We start from the raw sequence: 14,713 nt of genomic DNA on the forward strand, positions 1-14,713 counted from the left end.
TTTATATAGCTTCTAAGCTATCTATTGGCCAACGTGGTTTGGTTTTCATATCTAGGCTAGCAAACTGGCCGGCCTTTAAACGCTGCATACCTGCATAAGCAATCATCGCACCGTTATCTGTGCAAAACTCTGTGCGAGGATAATATACTTGCCCTTTCATACCGTGCATTACGCGCTCTAGCTGTAAACGCAACTGTGTATTTGCACTTACCCCACCGGCAATAACTAAGCGTTTAATACCCGTTTGTTTAAGCGCACGCTTACATTTTATTACTAAAGTATCTATTACTGCAGTTTGAAACGCATGGGCTATATCTGCTTTGGTTTGCGCGTCGTCGTCATTTTCACGAATCGCAATAGAAGCAGCTGTTTTTAAACCGCTAAAGCTAAAATCAAGACCGGGTTTATCTGTCATTGGGCGCGGAAATACAAAACGCTTTGCTACGCCTTGCTCTGCCATTTTAGCTAAGCGTGGCCCGCCTGGGTAATCAAGCCCTAACAGTTTGGCAGTTTTATCAAACGCCTCACCGGCCGCATCATCTACCGATTCACCAAGCACTTCGTACTGGCCTATGCCCGCAACTTTCACCATCATGGTGTGACCACCAGATACAAGTAAAGCAATAAAAGGGAATTCAGGTACGTTTTCTTCAAGCATAGGCGCAAGTAAATGCCCTTCCATATGATGCACTGCAACAGCTGGAATATCCCAACCATATGCTAAAGAGCGACCAATAGAGGTACCAACAAGTAACGCACCAACCAAGCCTGGGCCTGCGGTATAGGCAATACCGTCTAAATCTTCAGGGCCGCAACCTGCTTGAGCAAAAGCGGCGTCAATAAGTGGTAATATTTTACGAACATGATCGCGCGATGCAAGCTCAGGTACTACACCACCATAATCTGCATGTACTTTAACTTGGCTGTATAATTGATGAGCCAATAAGCCTTTTTCATCATCGTAAATCGCAATACCTGTTTCATCACACGATGACTCAATGCCCAAAATTCGCACTGTACTTCTCCTGCCTTTTAATCACTACTTAATGTGTTTATAACGCCAAACCAATGTTGGTTTGTCCATCCGCAATAGCTTGCTTTTTAAGTGCTTTAACATTTTCTGAGGTAATACGCCCCATATTTTCAACAAAGTCGATTAGCTCCCTAAGCACGTCAATTTCGTATTGCATTAATGGGTGCTCACGCACTGCCTTATTGTCAGCTACTTCGCCTTCAACAGTCATTTGGTATTCAATAAAACGCGCTACTGTAGCCTGCGAAATTTTACTTACGCTAATAAACTCTTGCTCGTCTTGACCCATAAGGCCATGCATAAGACTTAACAAAGAGGTAGCAGCATCTATCGCAGGGTAAGTACCAAACATATCAAAGTCAGCAAGCTCTGGAACATTTGGCTCAATTTTTTCAACTTGTTTTTCAAGATCAATTTTACTTTTAGGTAGTAATATTTTTTCCCAACAAACGTTAAGCGCACTACGCAGTAATGCTTCATCACCAAAACCAGTGGCCTCACTAAATAAACCGTAGTTTGGCAACATACGCTCAATTAAAGCACCTGCTAGCACTGCTTTTTGTAAGTAGTTTAGCTCTCTAATACGTTGAAAATTATTCGCTTTAGTCATTCTTTAGAGTCTCACATGACCAACAAAAATCAAATGTTGATCCATTATGCTCATTACAATTAGGGCACACCCAATCTGGAGCGGATTGTTTTACTTGCTGATAGTTTACCAATATTTCACGCGCGTGGCGCTCTTTTATCGCATAAACCTGCACACTAACTTGGGTTTGCTCAAATGGGATTTCACCTAACGCACCTTGTAACATTTCACCTTGAATTTGACACTCTATGCCAGCACTCAAAATAAGCCCTTTTACAATATTCGCTTCAAGATTATTGTCAGCTTTGTAGAGTGTTATCCAATGAAATGCATTGTGAGAGTTTTCAGTATTAATATTTTGCAATTATCACCTCATTTGTTTTGCGTTTACAATATCCTACGATACTCTACTAAACTGTGTAGTAAGTAACTTTTTAGGATAAAACAATGACTCTTACGACCCCTGGCTTACTTTTTCCGGCAATTTCACTTTTGTTACTTGCTTATACAAACCGCTTTTTAGTTCTAGCGCAATTAATTAGAGAGCTAAATGCGCGAGAAGGTGAGTCTATACGTCCAGTTGTTGTTGCTCAAATTACTAATTTAAGAAAGCGAATAAAGCTGATTCGAACTATGCAAGTGTATGGTGTAGCATCATTTTTACTTTGCACGCTATCAATGTTTGCATTGTTTATTGAATTTAATACCACTGGCATTATTCTATTTGGCGTAAGTTTGGCGTGTTTAAGCTTATCGCTATTAACTTCTCTTTTTGAAATACACATATCTTGTGATGCAATTGAAATAGAGCTACAAAGTATTGAAAACAAGCCATTAAGTAACAGAGTAAACCGTAACTTTGTAAAATAATACGTATACGCTTAAGCACACCTATTGATTGTAACAATTACATGGTATGGGCTACTAATTCGAGCATATACCTTTTCATTAACTAGAATAAAAAACTTAACCTTTTACACCTAACTTACTGAGTAAAAATAACTTTAAAATAAAAATAATTGCATAAATATAAATAAATAAGAATGAACAACTAGTTTTAAATTAAAAAAGTAATACTATTTGGTCGCTTTTCTCTTTAATTAATACTTAAAGGGGGGTATCCTGCCTAAATCATGCATGAACTTGCAAACGTATTTCAGTATTAAATTTTACTAATCTTTAGAATAAAAATTAATATATTTGATGTTCGCGGTAACTGCGACTTACTTATAAAAAGGGACTATAAAGTGAGATTTGAACAATTAGAGCAATTTGTAGCGCTTGGTGTGTTACGTCACTTTAGACAAGCAGCTGAGCAAACCCAAATCAGTACTTCAGCGCTTACGCGCAGCATTCAAACTCTTGAAGATGAAATGGGATATGAATTAGTTAAACGCTCAACCCGCTCTGTTAAATTAACGCCTGAAGGCGAGCTTTTTCTTGATTACGCGAAAAACACACTGTCGGAACTTGAACTAACTAAAAAACGAATTTTTCAATCTGTTAATGGCAACGCTGATGAAAAGCTAGTTATTGGCTATACCAATAAGGCCAGTAGCATAGTGCCTATTTCGTGCGGACAATTTTTAGCGCAGTACCCTCACATTAAAATAGAGATGCAACTACAAGACCAGCAAGAACTGACACGTAAACTCCAACAAGGAGAAATAGACATAAGCGTATATTCGCAAGCTATTAATAGTATTGGAAGCGATATACATTTACCTGATCAGCTTGTTTTATTTGTGTCAACAAACCACCCTCTGGCTCATAAAAACGATATCAGTAAGCACGACTTAGATGGTTACCCTATGTACGGTTGTTTTTCCCAATCAAAACAAGTACAAACTATGCTAAACGAAGCTATTGACTCTTTAAACAAATCATCAAGTATTAAAGTAGGCAGTATTGAGCAAGTAATGGCGGGCGTTGTTAAGTCTAATCACTTTGCAATTGCAAGTATTGAGCATGCTAATACAATTGCTGAACACTCGAATTTAGTGCAATTAAAAACGAATAAAGATTTAAGCCATGAACAGCTTGTAGTGCAAACAAGCCAACAAACAGCGATTAGTGAACATGTAGAGCACTTACTATCGCTAATTAAAAAAGCAGGCACTACGTTTAACTAATTATTAAAAAAAGTGCGGCATAATAAACAGTAGCTTTTAGCTATTTTTCGGCTACACTGTCGCACCTTTTTTAAACAGCTGACATGAATGAACACACTTTTTGGTTCCGATGTCTATTTAGATGATATAGAACGCCAAGGATACGCCGTAATTCATAACGCGCTTATTGCTGAATTAGTTAATGAGTTAGTAACCGATTGTCACCGTATAAACCCTCACTTTAGTCTTGCCGGTATTGGCCGTTTAAACGATTTGCAAATAGATAAAACTATTCGTAAAGATAAAACCTATTGGTTTGATGGCAGCTCTCAGGCGCAGCTTACCTATCAAGCTATTATGCAAAGTATAAAAACAACGCTAAACCGTACTTTTTTTATGGGGTTATTTGATTACGAATGTCACTATGCAAAGTATACGAATGGTGACTTTTATAAAAAACATATAGATGCATTTAAAGGACGCTCTAATCGCGTATTTACAACTGTGCTTTATTTAAATACACCTGAACAAGGTGGCGAACTTGTTATTTATAAACCTAAAAGTAAAGAAATAGAAATAACGATTAAACCAACCGCGGGTACATTAGTTATGTTTGAAAGTGAGCGTTTTGCCCATGAAGTATTACCCGCCGTTGATGAGCGTTACTCTATAGCAGGATGGTTTAGAAAAAACGCTTCTATAAGCGGTATTATAGACCCACCAAGGTAGTAATAATAAGTAGTTTAAAGCCTGCCTAGAGGCTTTAAACTACCATTGGATAAGAAACTAGTAACCCTATAAAAATAGCTAAGCCCACATAATGGTTATTTAAAAATGCTTTAAAGCAATCACTTCTATCGCGCTTATGAATAAGTGTTTGCTGATAAATAAGTAAACCCGCAGCAACACTTACGCCAACGCCAAATACCGCACCTAAATTATTACTTAGCCCAATAAAAGCAACAATTGCGATAAATACAGTATTTAATATAAAAATAATATGACGATCCAATTGACCAAATAAGATGGCTGTAGACTTTACCCCTATTTTTAAATCGTCATCTCTATCGACCATTGCATACATAGTATCGTAGGCTACAGTCCAGCAGATATTAGCAATGAATAATAGCCACGCTTGCGATGGTACTGAATTAATCGATGCCATATAGGCCATTGGAACTGCCCAGCCAAACGCAGCACCTAAAACCACTTGGGGTAATTGGGTATAACGCTTCATAAAAGGGTAACAAAATGCTAAAGCAAGCGCCCCAAACGACAATAATATAGTGTTTATACCCAACAACAGCACGAGTACAAAAGCAATGGTAATAAGCAGTGCAAATAAGCTTAATGCTTCACCAGCGCTTACTTGCCCAGTAGCGAGCGGCCGCCCTGCAGTTCGCTTAACAGCTCCATCTATTTTTCTATCTGCAAAATCGTTAATAACGCAACCGGCGCTGCGCATAACAACCACTCCCAGTGTAAATACAATAAAGTTAAGCAAACTAGGCATACCGCTATTAGCAAGCCATAAAGCCCAGTATGTAGGCCACAGGAGTAATAAAGTACCTATTGGCTTATCGATACGCATTAGTTGAATATAAAAAGGAATATGCTTGATATGCAATGAGGCTAATTTCATGAGTACAAATACGCTCCTGGTAAAAATACTTCGCACACTAAAAATTGATATTCGTGTAGGGAAAAAACACTACGACGCCCTAAAAGCTCTCTGTTTGGTAAGTTTAGCAACGTCACTAATTGTTGTATTGAATGAGAGAAGTTGAAAGAGGCTATTTCTATCTCTGTACGCTTTAATGCAGGGTCTTGAAAAATCACATCCCCTAACGGACGCTCCCCTATATTATGCAACGGGTTGCTTGCATCGCTTTTAGGTAACCAGCTTTGTGCATATACCATAGGTACGTTATCGCACAGTAAAATAACTTCTCGATTAATTGCTGTTTGAGTAGCACAACTTAGCAAATTTTGTTGCTCAGGACTTAAAGTAAATAGTTGCTCACTTAAAACTTTCACACTAAATATTTGTGATTTACTTTTTAATTTAGCGGTTAAAGAATTTGGCTCAAATAGCCATTCTTGTTCAGCAGAAGATAAATCACTTACAGATGAAGTGGACTGCCAATTAGCAGAAATAGACAAGGGATAAGTAATCACAATAGCTCGATAAAATAAAAACCAACGCGATGATAACATTGCCAAAGCATTTGAAAAAGTGATGTTTTATTGCCGATAAATAATTGCTTGGCGCTGTTTATTACCTACTATTAAGTATAAACTATTTATAACTGGTTTACGGAAACGCACTAAATTATGAAAAAAATAGTATATGCAGGTCTTTTTACACTTTTAGCTAGCATAATGAGTCTGACTGCTCGTGCGGAGTCGAGCGTAGGATACTTTGGTTTTGAGCCAGATATAATCACTAACTATATTGGCGCCTCTAGTAAAAAAATGGGCTACGTAAGGGTTACTATCGATTTAATGCTAACCGATACTTCAGACATTGCTATTGTTGAGCACCATACACCATTACTACGTGATGCCTTGGTTGAAATACTATCAAAAGAGCCTGAAGAAAAAATAAAGTCGTTAACTGGTCGTGAAGAGATCAGAGCAAAATGTGCTGAAAAATTAAAAATGTTACTCAAAGAGGAAACAGGACAAGAGATCATCCGTGAAGTCTTGTTTACTAAATACCTGTATCACTAGAGAGCTATTTTTTTGCATTAAAAATATTAGCGGTAAATGCGTAGGCCATACCGCTTAAAAGCCCACCTAAATGTGCCCAGTTTGCCATGCCAACAAATAATACATCAGCAAAACCAAGTACTAGCCAAATAAGCATAAAGCCAATGATTGGTGTACTAACAAGCGCAGGCCGCTTAGGGTTTAAATAGCTATGGATCCAGCAAAAGCCCAATAACCCATATACCACACCGCTTAAGCCACCAAAATTGGGGCCTACAATTAGGTACTGAGCCCAGTTGCTAATAAGCGCAGTTACAACAAAAAGCCCTACTAAGCTAATTTTACCACACTGTTTTTCAATATTATCACCAAGCGACATCCACCAAATTAAATTAAACACTATATGCATAGCACTAAAATGCACAAGTGCAGGTGTAAGCCAACTTAAAGGCTGAGCAGGATTAAATTGAAGCGCGGTGTATATTTTCTCAAAGCCGCCGAGTAAAAATGCAAAATAAATAATTACACTTACAATACTTACCGTTTGGTTTAACCAGCTAAGGGCTTTAAATCGCGCTATTAAGTTAAGCGACTGTCCTTGGTAGGTAAGTCCTGATTGCGTACTTCCTACATCCCAAGAAGCTTGCTGATAGCGTGCATGATTAGGGGTTTGTACAAACTCATCCCATAAAGGTTGTACTTTATGAAAATGCTCAGGCGCAACGCTAATTATTACATTACTACCATCAGAGGAGCTTAACTGCCCTTGTAAACCTTGGCTTTTTAAATAATCTATAAAGCCTTGTGCGGCGCGCGGGTTATTTAAACTGCCAAGTTCAATCATCGTTCTACTTTCTCACTATATGAAGCTTCCCAGGCAGTAAAGCCGCCATCCATGCTATACACATCTTCAAAGCCTTGCTCAACTAAGTAACTTGCAGCACCTTGCGAGCTCATGCCGTGGTAACAGACTATAATAATGGGCTGGTCGAATTCTTTTTCCATCATAAATTGGGCTATATTTGCATTTGATAGAGCCTCAGAGCCTGGAATATGCCCTGCTTGATACGAGTTTGGGTCGCGTATATCTGCAATTACTACGTCTTCTTTATCTAACAGCTCATGCGTTTGCGCAATAGAAATATGTTTAAATGCCATTGAAATCTCTTTAATAAATTAAATAAAAAAGGCGGCCATAGCCGCCCTTCTTGTAATTTTTGTGGAATTAATCCCAGTTTAAAATTACTTTTCCTGACTGACCTGAAATCATCATATCAAAGCCAGCTTGGAAGTCATCTACAGAATACTGATGTGTTATGATTGGGTTTAGATCAAGACCTGATTGAATCAAACTTGCCATTTTGTACCAGGTTTCGAACATTTCACGACCGTAAATGCCTTTGATCACTAAGCCTTTAAAAATAACTTGGTTCCAATCTACCGCCATATCTGATGGCGGAATACCTAACATGGCAATTTTACCACCATGGTTCATGTTATTAAGCATAGAATTAAATGCACTTGGCACGCCTGACATCTCAAGGCCAATATCAAAGCCTTCTGTCATGCCTAAATCATTCATTACATCTTCGAGCTTTTCATTGGCAACATTTACAGCACGTGAAGCCCCCATTTTACGGGCAAGCTCTAAGCGATATTCATTTACATCAGTAATTACAACATGGCGTGCACCTACATGTTTTGCAACGGCTGCAGCCATAATACCAATTGGGCCAGCGCCTGTAATAAGGACATCTTCACCCACCAAATCAAACGAAAGCGCTGTGTGTACAGCATTGCCAAACGGGTCAAAAATAGACGCTAGTTCATCTGAAATGTTATCTGGAATTTTAAACGCGTTAAATGCAGGAATAACTAAATATTCAGCAAAAGCGCCTTCGCGGTTAACACCAACACCTGTGGTATTACGACATAAATGAACACGCCCAGCACGGCAGTTTCGACAATGCCCACAGGTAATATGGCCTTCGCCAGATACGCGGTCGCCAACAGCAAAGCCACGAACTTCTTGACCCATATCAACTACTTCACCTACATATTCGTGGCCAACCACCATAGGCGTAGGTATCGTTTTACTTGCCCATTCGTCCCATTTATAAATATGAACGTCGGTTCCACAAATAGCCGTTTTGCGAATTTTAATAAGCAGATCGTTATGGCCAACTTCTGGTTTTGGCGCATCTGTCATCCAAATGCCCGGCTCTGCTTTTAATTTAGATAATGCTTTCATGAATTACACTCAACAAAAAAACCGAAAAGACTCCGGTTTATTAAAAATTAAATAACGCCTATTTCTTTACCAATACGGGTAAAGGCAGCGATCGCTGTATCAAGCTGCTCAACACTGTGCGCTGCTGATATTTGCGTACGAATACGTGCTTGGCCTTTTGGTACAACTGGGAATGAAAAGCCAGTCACATAAATGCCTTCTGCAAGTAATTTATCAGCCATAAGTGATGCTACTTTAGCGTCGCCTAACATAACAGGGATAATGGCATGGTCTTTACCTGCACAGGTAAAGCCTGCAGCTTCCATTTGCTCACGGAAGTATTTAGCGTTTGACCAAAGCTTAGCGCGAAGTTCACCGCCATTTTCTAGCATTTCGAGTACTTTAATTGATGCTGTAACAATCGAAGGTGCTAGTGAATTAGAAAACAAGTATGGACGAGAGCGCTGGCGTAACCATTCTACAATTTCTTTTTTACCTGAGGTGTAACCACCTGATGCGCCGCCAAGTGCTTTACCTAATGTACCAGTAATAATATCTACTCGGTCAAGTACATTACAATACTCTGGTGTACCCTTACCGTTTTCGCCAACAAAGCCTACCGCATGAGAGTCATCTACCATTACAAGAGCATCGTACTTATCGGCTAAGTCGCACACGGCTTCTAAATTACAAATTACGCCGTCCATAGAAAACACGCCGTCGGTAGCAATTAGTTTAGTTTTAGCACCCGCTTCGTCTGCAGCAATAAGTTGCTTTTCAAGATCGGCCATGTCGTTGTTCGCATAGCGAAAACGCTTAGCTTTACATAAACGTACGCCATCAATAATTGACGCATGGTTTAATGAATCAGAGATAATGGCATCATCTGGCCCCAAAATTGTTTCAAACAAGCCTGTATTAGCATCAAAACAAGACGAGTATAAAATGGTGTCTTCGGTTTCTAAAAATGCACTAATTTTTTGCTCAAGTGTTTTATGAATATCCTGCGTGCCACAAATAAAGCGAACAGAAGCAACACCAAAGCCATGATCGTTTAAACCATTTTGAGCTGCTTTTATTAGCTCAGGGCTATTTGCTAAACCTAAGTAATTGTTCGCGCAAAAATTTATTACTTTGCCTGATGCAACTTCTATCTCAGCTTGTTGCTGAGACTTTATAATACGTTCGTTTTTATACAAACCTTCGGTTTTTACGTCTTCAATTTGCTGCTGTAGCTGGCTAAAAAAAGCAGATGCTCTCATCTGTGGTCTCCATTTAATTGAACGGGTAAACAGGTACTGTTTAATATGGTGGGTATTGTAAAAGTTTCATGAGTAAAATGCACGGTTTGCAGTTTATCGCAAACACATGCAGTGGCAGGAATTCCTGCCACTTTACACACTAATAAGAGGGTTAGATTTATAATGTTATAAATGCAGGTAAATCATTTATTGAATCAATTACTAGATCAGCAGATTGCTTTGCGTTTTCGTCAAAACTTTGACCTGAACGTACAAGAACACGTGTAGCAATATGTGCCTTTTTTGCAGCTTGCATATCACTAAGTTTATCGCCAACCATAATGCAGTACTTGGGGTCGATGTTATGCTCTTTAATGCCTTGTAGTAACATACCGGGAGCTGGTTTTCTGCAATCACATTGCTTTAAATATTCTGGTAAAGCCTTTTTAGGGTGATGAGGACAAAAATAAACATCGGCAATTTCAATATTGTGGTTACTAAATTGCGTTTTCATCCACTGAGTGAGCGCTAAAAAATCAGCTTCGGTATAATAACCACGCCCAATACCTGATTGGTTAGTCACTACTATAATTTTGTAGCCTGCATCATAAAACTTTTTACAGGTGCTAAAAATGCCGTCAATAAATTCAAACTCTTCACTTTGATATACATAGCCGTGATCAACGTTAACAACACCATCGCGGTCTAAAAAAAGGGCTTTATTTTGTAGTTCAGTCATTATAAAGATTCTTTTAATACAACATGATCAAACACTGCCTTAACGCTTTCTACGCTTATTTGGCCCATTAAATCATCGCCCTTTACTCGGGTACCCCACGGTACTTGCTGCGCAGTTTTACCGGTTTGTTTAAGTAAATTTTTATGATAAACCTCAACTACGTAGTCTTGGTATAAATAAGGGCCGGTACGAGCCGGGTTTGAGTGTGCATATAAACCAATTACTGGCGTGCCAACCGTTACTGCCATGTGAGCCGGGCCGGTATCTGGGGCAAGTACTAAATCAGCTCTTTTCAAAACACATAGCAACTCTTTAAGTTTTGTTTTACCTACAAGATTTAAAATAGGGCTGTTACAGTGTTTTATAATATTCTCTGCTAAGTTTACTTCAAGCTCGGTAGGCCCGCCTGTTAAAGCAACGTTAAAACCTTGCGCGCGTGCGTGTTCTGCAAGTGCGGCATAACGTTCAGGCAACCAATTACGCTGAGCTTTACTAGCCGCTGGCGAAATAACAAATAACTTATTAGCTAAATAGTCTTGCCCTAATAACTCATCCGCTTTAACTTCATCTTCTCTCGTGTAAGGCATTTGCCAGCTGGGTTCATAATCATTTACCCCTATCGCTTTAGCAAAACCTTTAAAGCCCTCTAATACATGCGCCTCTTTTTGCGCTGCTATGCGTTTATTTATAAATAAGCTGTGTAGCTCTTTTGAGCGCGCCCAATCAAACCCTAATTTAACTTTTGCAGGTATACAGCGTGCTACAAAGCCTGCTCTTAGTGCCACCTGCATATTAAGAAGCACATCAAACTGCTTACCTTTAAAGGTGTTTTTTAATTTTTTAAGCGCAGCCTTACCTTCTTTTTTATCAAATATTACCAGCTCTACACCTGGTAAATCAGCAAGTAACATAGCCTCTACTTTACCCATTACCCACGTTATTTTTGCATTAGGATGCGCTTTTTGAATTGCTTGAACAGCACTAACGGCATGACACACATCACCAATGGCAGAGAGTCTTAAAATACAAATAGAGGAGTAATTAGGCACTTGAGTCACGCATTCCGTTAGGTTTTAAATAATATGATGGGATCTTAAATTATACTCGCGTTAATGCAAGCACTTATCCTGCGCCATAAAACACGTTAATATAGACCTATTATTGAATTATTTTAACGAGCTATGTTTAAAACACGAAAGCAAGGCAAGCACACTATTTTAAGCCACCCAGATTATTTTAACCTTGTTGATATAAACTGGTTTGATGCAGAATATTGGCAAAAGCAAAATAAAATAGTGGGCGCTAAAAAAGGCCGCGCTATAGCATGGTTTTTTAAGCACGATGATTTAACTGCAGTACTAAGGCATTATTGGCGCGGTGGACTAGTTGGTAAGCTATTAAGCGATCAATACCTTTATCCTGGACTTGAAAATACACGCGTATATAAAGAATTTAGCTTAATGGTAAAGCTTATTGAACTAGGCCTAAATGTGCCAAAGCCCATTGCAGCTAAAGTATCTCAAAGTGGTTTGATTTACCGAGGCGATATAATTACACAAGCTGTTAGCGGTGCTAAAAGCCTGCTCGACATTTTAATTGAACGCCCTTTAAATAGTAGTGAGCTTGAGAACATAGCCAGCACTATTGCGTTATTTCATAACAAAGGGGTGTATCACGCCGATTTAAATATCAATAATATTTTATTTAATGAAAAAGGCGACGTATATATTATCGATTTTGATAGGGGGGAGTTAAAAGCACCGAACCTTCAATGGCAACAACGTAATATGGCGCGCTTGGAGCGTTCATTCCTAAAAGAGCAAGGCCGTAATAACGTCTTCAATTGGCAAAGTAATGATTGGGAAGCTTTGTGTACTCTTTACGAAAAGAGGCTAACAGCTTAAAGCTAAATACTGCTGAGCTACTAGTTCAGCATTCACTTTTTGCAAAATTTCCGCATTTTCTACATTAGGCTTATTTGCTAAAACTTGCTTTATTTGAGCCGATAGCTCTTCGCTATTTCCTACAGGTACTAAGTAATTAGCCAGTTCGCCTGTTAATATTTCGCTCGGCCCAAAGGTACAGTTTGTACTTACTACAGGCGTACCAACTGCTAACGCCTCAATTAACACTGTTGGCAAACCTTCAAAGTCAGAGCTTAAAACTAACGCCTGCGCGTGTTTAATCCAGTTATAAGGGTTTTGCTCAAACCCTGGCACAATCAGCTGCTCTTCAATGCCATACTCTTTTGCAAGCTTAAATGCCTTTGCTGGCTTATTACACAAAAGTACCAATTTATTTTTTTTATCAAGCTTGGCAAATGCTGCAAATAAAATATCGTGGCGCTTTTGCTTAGCTAAGCGACCAACATGAATTAAATAAGGAGACTGCGGGATAGCCGTATTTACTTCATTAGATTGGCGTTTTATATCAGCTAAATCAAATGGATTATAAATAGTGGTTATTGCACTTGGCGTAATTAAATCGCCTTGGTTGATTTCTTGCTCTACCCCTTTAGATACGCAAACTAGTGACTTGCCATTTAAGTTTTGTTTTGATTTTTTAAGATAGCGATATGAAAATGGCCCTAACTTTTTTTGCCTAGCAAGCTCTGCGTTTACGGAGTTATGCATAACAAAATGCACATTTTTAACCGCACTTTTAGCGAGTAAATTATTACTTCTATCAAGGTTTGAAAGTACTAAATCTATCGCGCCTATGTCTTGTTGTTTATTACTAAACCAGGCCTCTAACTTTGCTACGCTTTTATTTATTTTCCAAAAGCGATCGACTTTAGATGCCCTATCAGTAAATAAACTCTCTACCTTTATTTGCTCGGGTATAGCGTATTCAAAATTATCTGCCAGCGATAAAATGGTTACGCAATGCTCTTTTATAAGCTGCTGAGCAAGGGTTAGCATCACTTTTTCAGCACCACCACCCGCTAATGAATCAATTACAATAACAACATTCATTAATGCTTATCCAATAGCATATTTTTTACACCTTGGGTTATAACATCATAACCTTGCGCATTTTTAAACTGTGAGTATTTACTCAAAAGTTCTTTAAAGTGAGGCTCTATAAGTAAGGCTTCTACTTTATTTATAATGTCGTTTTTATCAAAACGAGCTTTAAGTACTACGCCTGTACTTTCACAGCTAGTTAGGCGTTCATTTTGATCTTTTGAAATAGCACAAGCAACAGCAGGAGTGTTTACAGCAATAGCTTGCAATAGGGTATCGCCTGCACTTAATAGTGCAAATTTAGCTTGTTCCAGCAGCGATAAAAACTCACTATTATCTAAGCTTGTGAGACTAATTACTGTACTAGATATTGGTAAGGTCTTATTATAATTAGCGCCAAAGACCACCATCCCTTTTAATCCCGTTTTAGATGAAATTTGCTCTGCGGCAGCAAAAAAAACATCTGCGCAATTCTCACCATTGAGCAAATGACCTCCAGAGCCTGCACTCACAATAAAATAATCTTTTTTGTCGAGTTTATAGGTATCTAACACTTGCTGAGTTTGTTGCTTTGAAGAAAACGCAATATAAGGCCCCACATTTTTGGGCATAGCTAGCGAAAACATATCTATTTTGGTTTTTTCTGCCCAGCTAAGTGGCTCAATACAGTAATCGGGTTGCACTACCCAATGACTATCTATTAAATTAATACGATTAAGTTTTAAGCCTTTAGCACGTTTTTTTGCATGCTGAGAAATAAACACTACTTTTGCGCCTACTTTTTTAGCCGCCTTCATATGTGCAGCGCGCCCTGCGCAGTCAAAGATTACAACATCTGGTTTATATTCAGTTATAAATTGACATACCTTATCAAGCTCTTTTGTCGGCGAATGTTCAAGTAAAGTTGTATTAAATGGACAGCTTTTAGCATAAGCAGTGTGCTTATTTAAAATAAAGTGTATATCGAGAGTATTTGAGCATTCATTTTGTAGGCTTTGAGCTAGCAACAACGAGCGCATGTATTCACCAATCCCTTGCGGTGATGATACGGGTATAAATAAAAGTCGTTTGTTGCTCATTGCATTCTCTATT

General features: G+C 38.6%; 18 protein-coding genes. 5 read left to right on the plus strand and 13 right to left on the minus strand.

The features are described from left to right. Position 1: 1 nt before the first annotated feature. Genes tsaD through ATS74_RS09675 form a run of 3 tightly spaced genes read right to left on the minus strand, consistent with a single transcriptional unit; the run spans position 2 to position 1,986 of the window. Positions 2–1,015 carry a tRNA (adenosine(37)-N6)-threonylcarbamoyltransferase complex transferase subunit TsaD gene (gene tsaD, locus ATS74_RS09665; RefSeq protein WP_058548685.1) on the minus strand — a complete coding sequence of 338 codons (1,014 nt, stop codon included), beginning with the start codon at positions 1,013–1,015 and terminating at the stop codon, positions 2–4. A gap of 37 nt (positions 1,016–1,052) precedes the next feature. After that, a complete protein-coding gene (locus ATS74_RS09670; RefSeq protein ID WP_058548686.1) occupies positions 1,053–1,643 on the minus strand; it encodes a YjaG family protein in 591 nt (196 codons plus the stop codon). Next, a complete protein-coding gene (locus tag ATS74_RS09675) occupies positions 1,636–1,986 on the minus strand; it encodes a putative signal transducing protein (protein ID WP_058548687.1) in 351 nt (116 codons plus the stop codon). The genes ATS74_RS09670 and ATS74_RS09675 overlap by 8 nt, the downstream gene beginning before the upstream one ends. An 83-nt stretch (positions 1,987–2,069) precedes the next feature. On the opposite strand from ATS74_RS09675, the gene ATS74_RS09680 reads away from it, so the two are divergent. The 3 genes from ATS74_RS09680 to ATS74_RS09690 all read left to right on the plus strand — a co-directional run bounded on the left by ATS74_RS09680 (position 2,070) and on the right by ATS74_RS09690 (position 4,462). Further along, positions 2,070–2,492: a DUF2721 domain-containing protein gene (locus ATS74_RS09680; protein WP_058548688.1), complete on the plus strand. Its 423-nt coding sequence runs from the start codon at positions 2,070–2,072 to the stop codon at positions 2,490–2,492. 377 nt (positions 2,493–2,869) lie between these two features. After that, positions 2,870–3,754, plus strand: a complete 885-nt coding sequence (locus tag ATS74_RS09685; protein ID WP_058548689.1) for a LysR family transcriptional regulator — start codon at positions 2,870–2,872, stop codon at positions 3,752–3,754. 87 nt (positions 3,755–3,841) lie between these two features. Continuing rightward, on the plus strand, positions 3,842–4,462 hold the full coding sequence (locus ATS74_RS09690) for a 2OG-Fe(II) oxygenase (protein ID WP_058548690.1): 621 nt from the start codon (positions 3,842–3,844) through the stop codon (positions 4,460–4,462). A gap of 34 nt (positions 4,463–4,496) precedes the next feature. On the opposite strand, the gene ubiA is transcribed toward ATS74_RS09690, so the two are convergent. Further along, positions 4,497–5,375: a 4-hydroxybenzoate octaprenyltransferase gene (gene ubiA / locus ATS74_RS09695; protein ID WP_058548691.1), complete on the minus strand. Its 879-nt coding sequence runs from the start codon at positions 5,373–5,375 to the stop codon at positions 4,497–4,499. Then, positions 5,372–5,911 carry a chorismate--pyruvate lyase family protein gene (locus tag ATS74_RS09700; RefSeq protein WP_058548741.1) on the minus strand — a complete coding sequence of 180 codons (540 nt, stop codon included), beginning with the start codon at positions 5,909–5,911 and terminating at the stop codon, positions 5,372–5,374. Before ATS74_RS09700 ends, ubiA begins: the two co-directional genes overlap by 4 nt. Before the next feature lie 156 nt (positions 5,912–6,067). Between ATS74_RS09700 and ATS74_RS09705 the strand changes: the two genes are divergently transcribed. Next, positions 6,068–6,466: a flagellar basal body-associated protein FliL gene (locus ATS74_RS09705; RefSeq protein WP_058548692.1), complete on the plus strand. Its 399-nt coding sequence runs from the start codon at positions 6,068–6,070 to the stop codon at positions 6,464–6,466. 4 nt (positions 6,467–6,470) lie between these two features. On the opposite strand, the gene glpG is transcribed toward ATS74_RS09705, so the two are convergent. The 6 genes from glpG to ATS74_RS09735 all read right to left on the minus strand — a co-directional run bounded on the left by glpG (position 6,471) and on the right by ATS74_RS09735 (position 11,713). Then, positions 6,471–7,289: a rhomboid family intramembrane serine protease GlpG gene (gene glpG, locus ATS74_RS09710; protein WP_058548693.1), complete on the minus strand. Its 819-nt coding sequence runs from the start codon at positions 7,287–7,289 to the stop codon at positions 6,471–6,473. Beyond that, complete coding sequence (gene glpE, locus ATS74_RS09715) at positions 7,286–7,603, minus strand: thiosulfate sulfurtransferase GlpE (protein ID WP_058548694.1); 318 nt, start codon at positions 7,601–7,603, stop codon at positions 7,286–7,288. The genes glpG and glpE overlap by 4 nt, the downstream gene beginning before the upstream one ends. A gap of 67 nt (positions 7,604–7,670) precedes the next feature. Next, complete coding sequence (gene tdh, locus ATS74_RS09720; RefSeq protein ID WP_058548695.1) at positions 7,671–8,696, minus strand: L-threonine 3-dehydrogenase; 1,026 nt, start codon at positions 8,694–8,696, stop codon at positions 7,671–7,673. 47 nt (positions 8,697–8,743) lie between these two features. Then, positions 8,744–9,937, minus strand: a complete 1,194-nt coding sequence (locus ATS74_RS09725; protein WP_058548696.1) for a glycine C-acetyltransferase — start codon at positions 9,935–9,937, stop codon at positions 8,744–8,746. Positions 9,938–10,094: 157 nt separating this feature from the next. Next, a complete protein-coding gene (gene gmhB, locus ATS74_RS09730) occupies positions 10,095–10,655 on the minus strand; it encodes a D-glycero-beta-D-manno-heptose 1,7-bisphosphate 7-phosphatase (RefSeq protein WP_058548697.1) in 561 nt (186 codons plus the stop codon). Beyond that, the gene (locus ATS74_RS09735; protein WP_058548698.1) at positions 10,655–11,713 is read right to left on the minus strand and encodes a glycosyltransferase family 9 protein; all 1,059 of its coding nucleotides are present in this window, start codon (positions 11,711–11,713) and stop codon (positions 10,655–10,657) included. The genes gmhB and ATS74_RS09735 overlap by 1 nt, the downstream gene beginning before the upstream one ends. Before the next feature lie 123 nt (positions 11,714–11,836). Between ATS74_RS09735 and ATS74_RS09740 the strand changes: the two genes are divergently transcribed. Next, on the plus strand, positions 11,837–12,559 hold the full coding sequence (locus ATS74_RS09740; RefSeq protein ID WP_058548699.1) for a 3-deoxy-D-manno-octulosonic acid kinase: 723 nt from the start codon (positions 11,837–11,839) through the stop codon (positions 12,557–12,559). On the opposite strand, the gene ATS74_RS09745 is transcribed toward ATS74_RS09740, so the two are convergent. Both ATS74_RS09745 and ATS74_RS09750 read right to left on the minus strand, forming a co-directional pair. Continuing rightward, positions 12,548–13,630 (minus strand): glycosyltransferase, encoded by a 1,083-nt coding sequence (locus ATS74_RS09745; RefSeq protein ID WP_058548700.1) that lies wholly within the window; start codon positions 13,628–13,630, stop codon positions 12,548–12,550. The two genes, ATS74_RS09740 and ATS74_RS09745, sit on opposite strands and share 12 nt — an antisense overlap. Further along, positions 13,630–14,700 carry a hypothetical protein gene (locus ATS74_RS09750; RefSeq protein WP_058548701.1) on the minus strand — a complete coding sequence of 357 codons (1,071 nt, stop codon included), beginning with the start codon at positions 14,698–14,700 and terminating at the stop codon, positions 13,630–13,632. The genes ATS74_RS09745 and ATS74_RS09750 overlap by 1 nt, the downstream gene beginning before the upstream one ends. Positions 14,701–14,713: the final 13 nt, after the last annotated feature.

It is taken from the genome of Pseudoalteromonas sp. H103 (genome assembly GCF_001469205.1).
Classification (GTDB): domain Bacteria; phylum Pseudomonadota; class Gammaproteobacteria; order Enterobacterales; family Alteromonadaceae; genus Pseudoalteromonas; species Pseudoalteromonas carrageenovora.

Excerpts from the sequence above, each read along its gene's own strand:
- ATS74_RS09670 (WP_058548686.1), bottom strand. The coding sequence starts at position 1,643 with ATGACTAAAGCGAATAATTTTCAACGTATTAGAGAGCTAAACTACTTA.
- ATS74_RS09680 (WP_058548688.1), top strand. The coding sequence starts at position 2,070 with ATGACTCTTACGACCCCTGGCTTACTTTTTCCGGCAATTTCACTTTTG.
- ATS74_RS09690 (WP_058548690.1), top strand. The coding sequence starts at position 3,842 with ATGAACACACTTTTTGGTTCCGATGTCTATTTAGATGATATAGAACGC.
- ubiA (WP_058548691.1), bottom strand. The coding sequence starts at position 5,375 with ATGAAATTAGCCTCATTGCATATCAAGCATATTCCTTTTTATATTCAA.
- ATS74_RS09705 (WP_058548692.1), top strand. The coding sequence starts at position 6,068 with ATGAAAAAAATAGTATATGCAGGTCTTTTTACACTTTTAGCTAGCATA.
- glpG (WP_058548693.1), bottom strand. The coding sequence starts at position 7,289 with ATGATTGAACTTGGCAGTTTAAATAACCCGCGCGCCGCACAAGGCTTT.
- glpE (WP_058548694.1), bottom strand. The coding sequence starts at position 7,603 with ATGGCATTTAAACATATTTCTATTGCGCAAACGCATGAGCTGTTAGAT.
- tdh (WP_058548695.1), bottom strand. The coding sequence starts at position 8,696 with ATGAAAGCATTATCTAAATTAAAAGCAGAGCCGGGCATTTGGATGACA.
- ATS74_RS09725 (WP_058548696.1), bottom strand. The coding sequence starts at position 9,937 with ATGAGAGCATCTGCTTTTTTTAGCCAGCTACAGCAGCAAATTGAAGAC.
- gmhB (WP_058548697.1), bottom strand. The coding sequence starts at position 10,655 with ATGACTGAACTACAAAATAAAGCCCTTTTTTTAGACCGCGATGGTGTT.
- ATS74_RS09740 (WP_058548699.1), top strand. The coding sequence starts at position 11,837 with ATGTTTAAAACACGAAAGCAAGGCAAGCACACTATTTTAAGCCACCCA.
- ATS74_RS09745 (WP_058548700.1), bottom strand. The coding sequence starts at position 13,630 with ATGAATGTTGTTATTGTAATTGATTCATTAGCGGGTGGTGGTGCTGAA.
- ATS74_RS09750 (WP_058548701.1), bottom strand. The coding sequence starts at position 14,700 with ATGAGCAACAAACGACTTTTATTTATACCCGTATCATCACCGCAAGGG.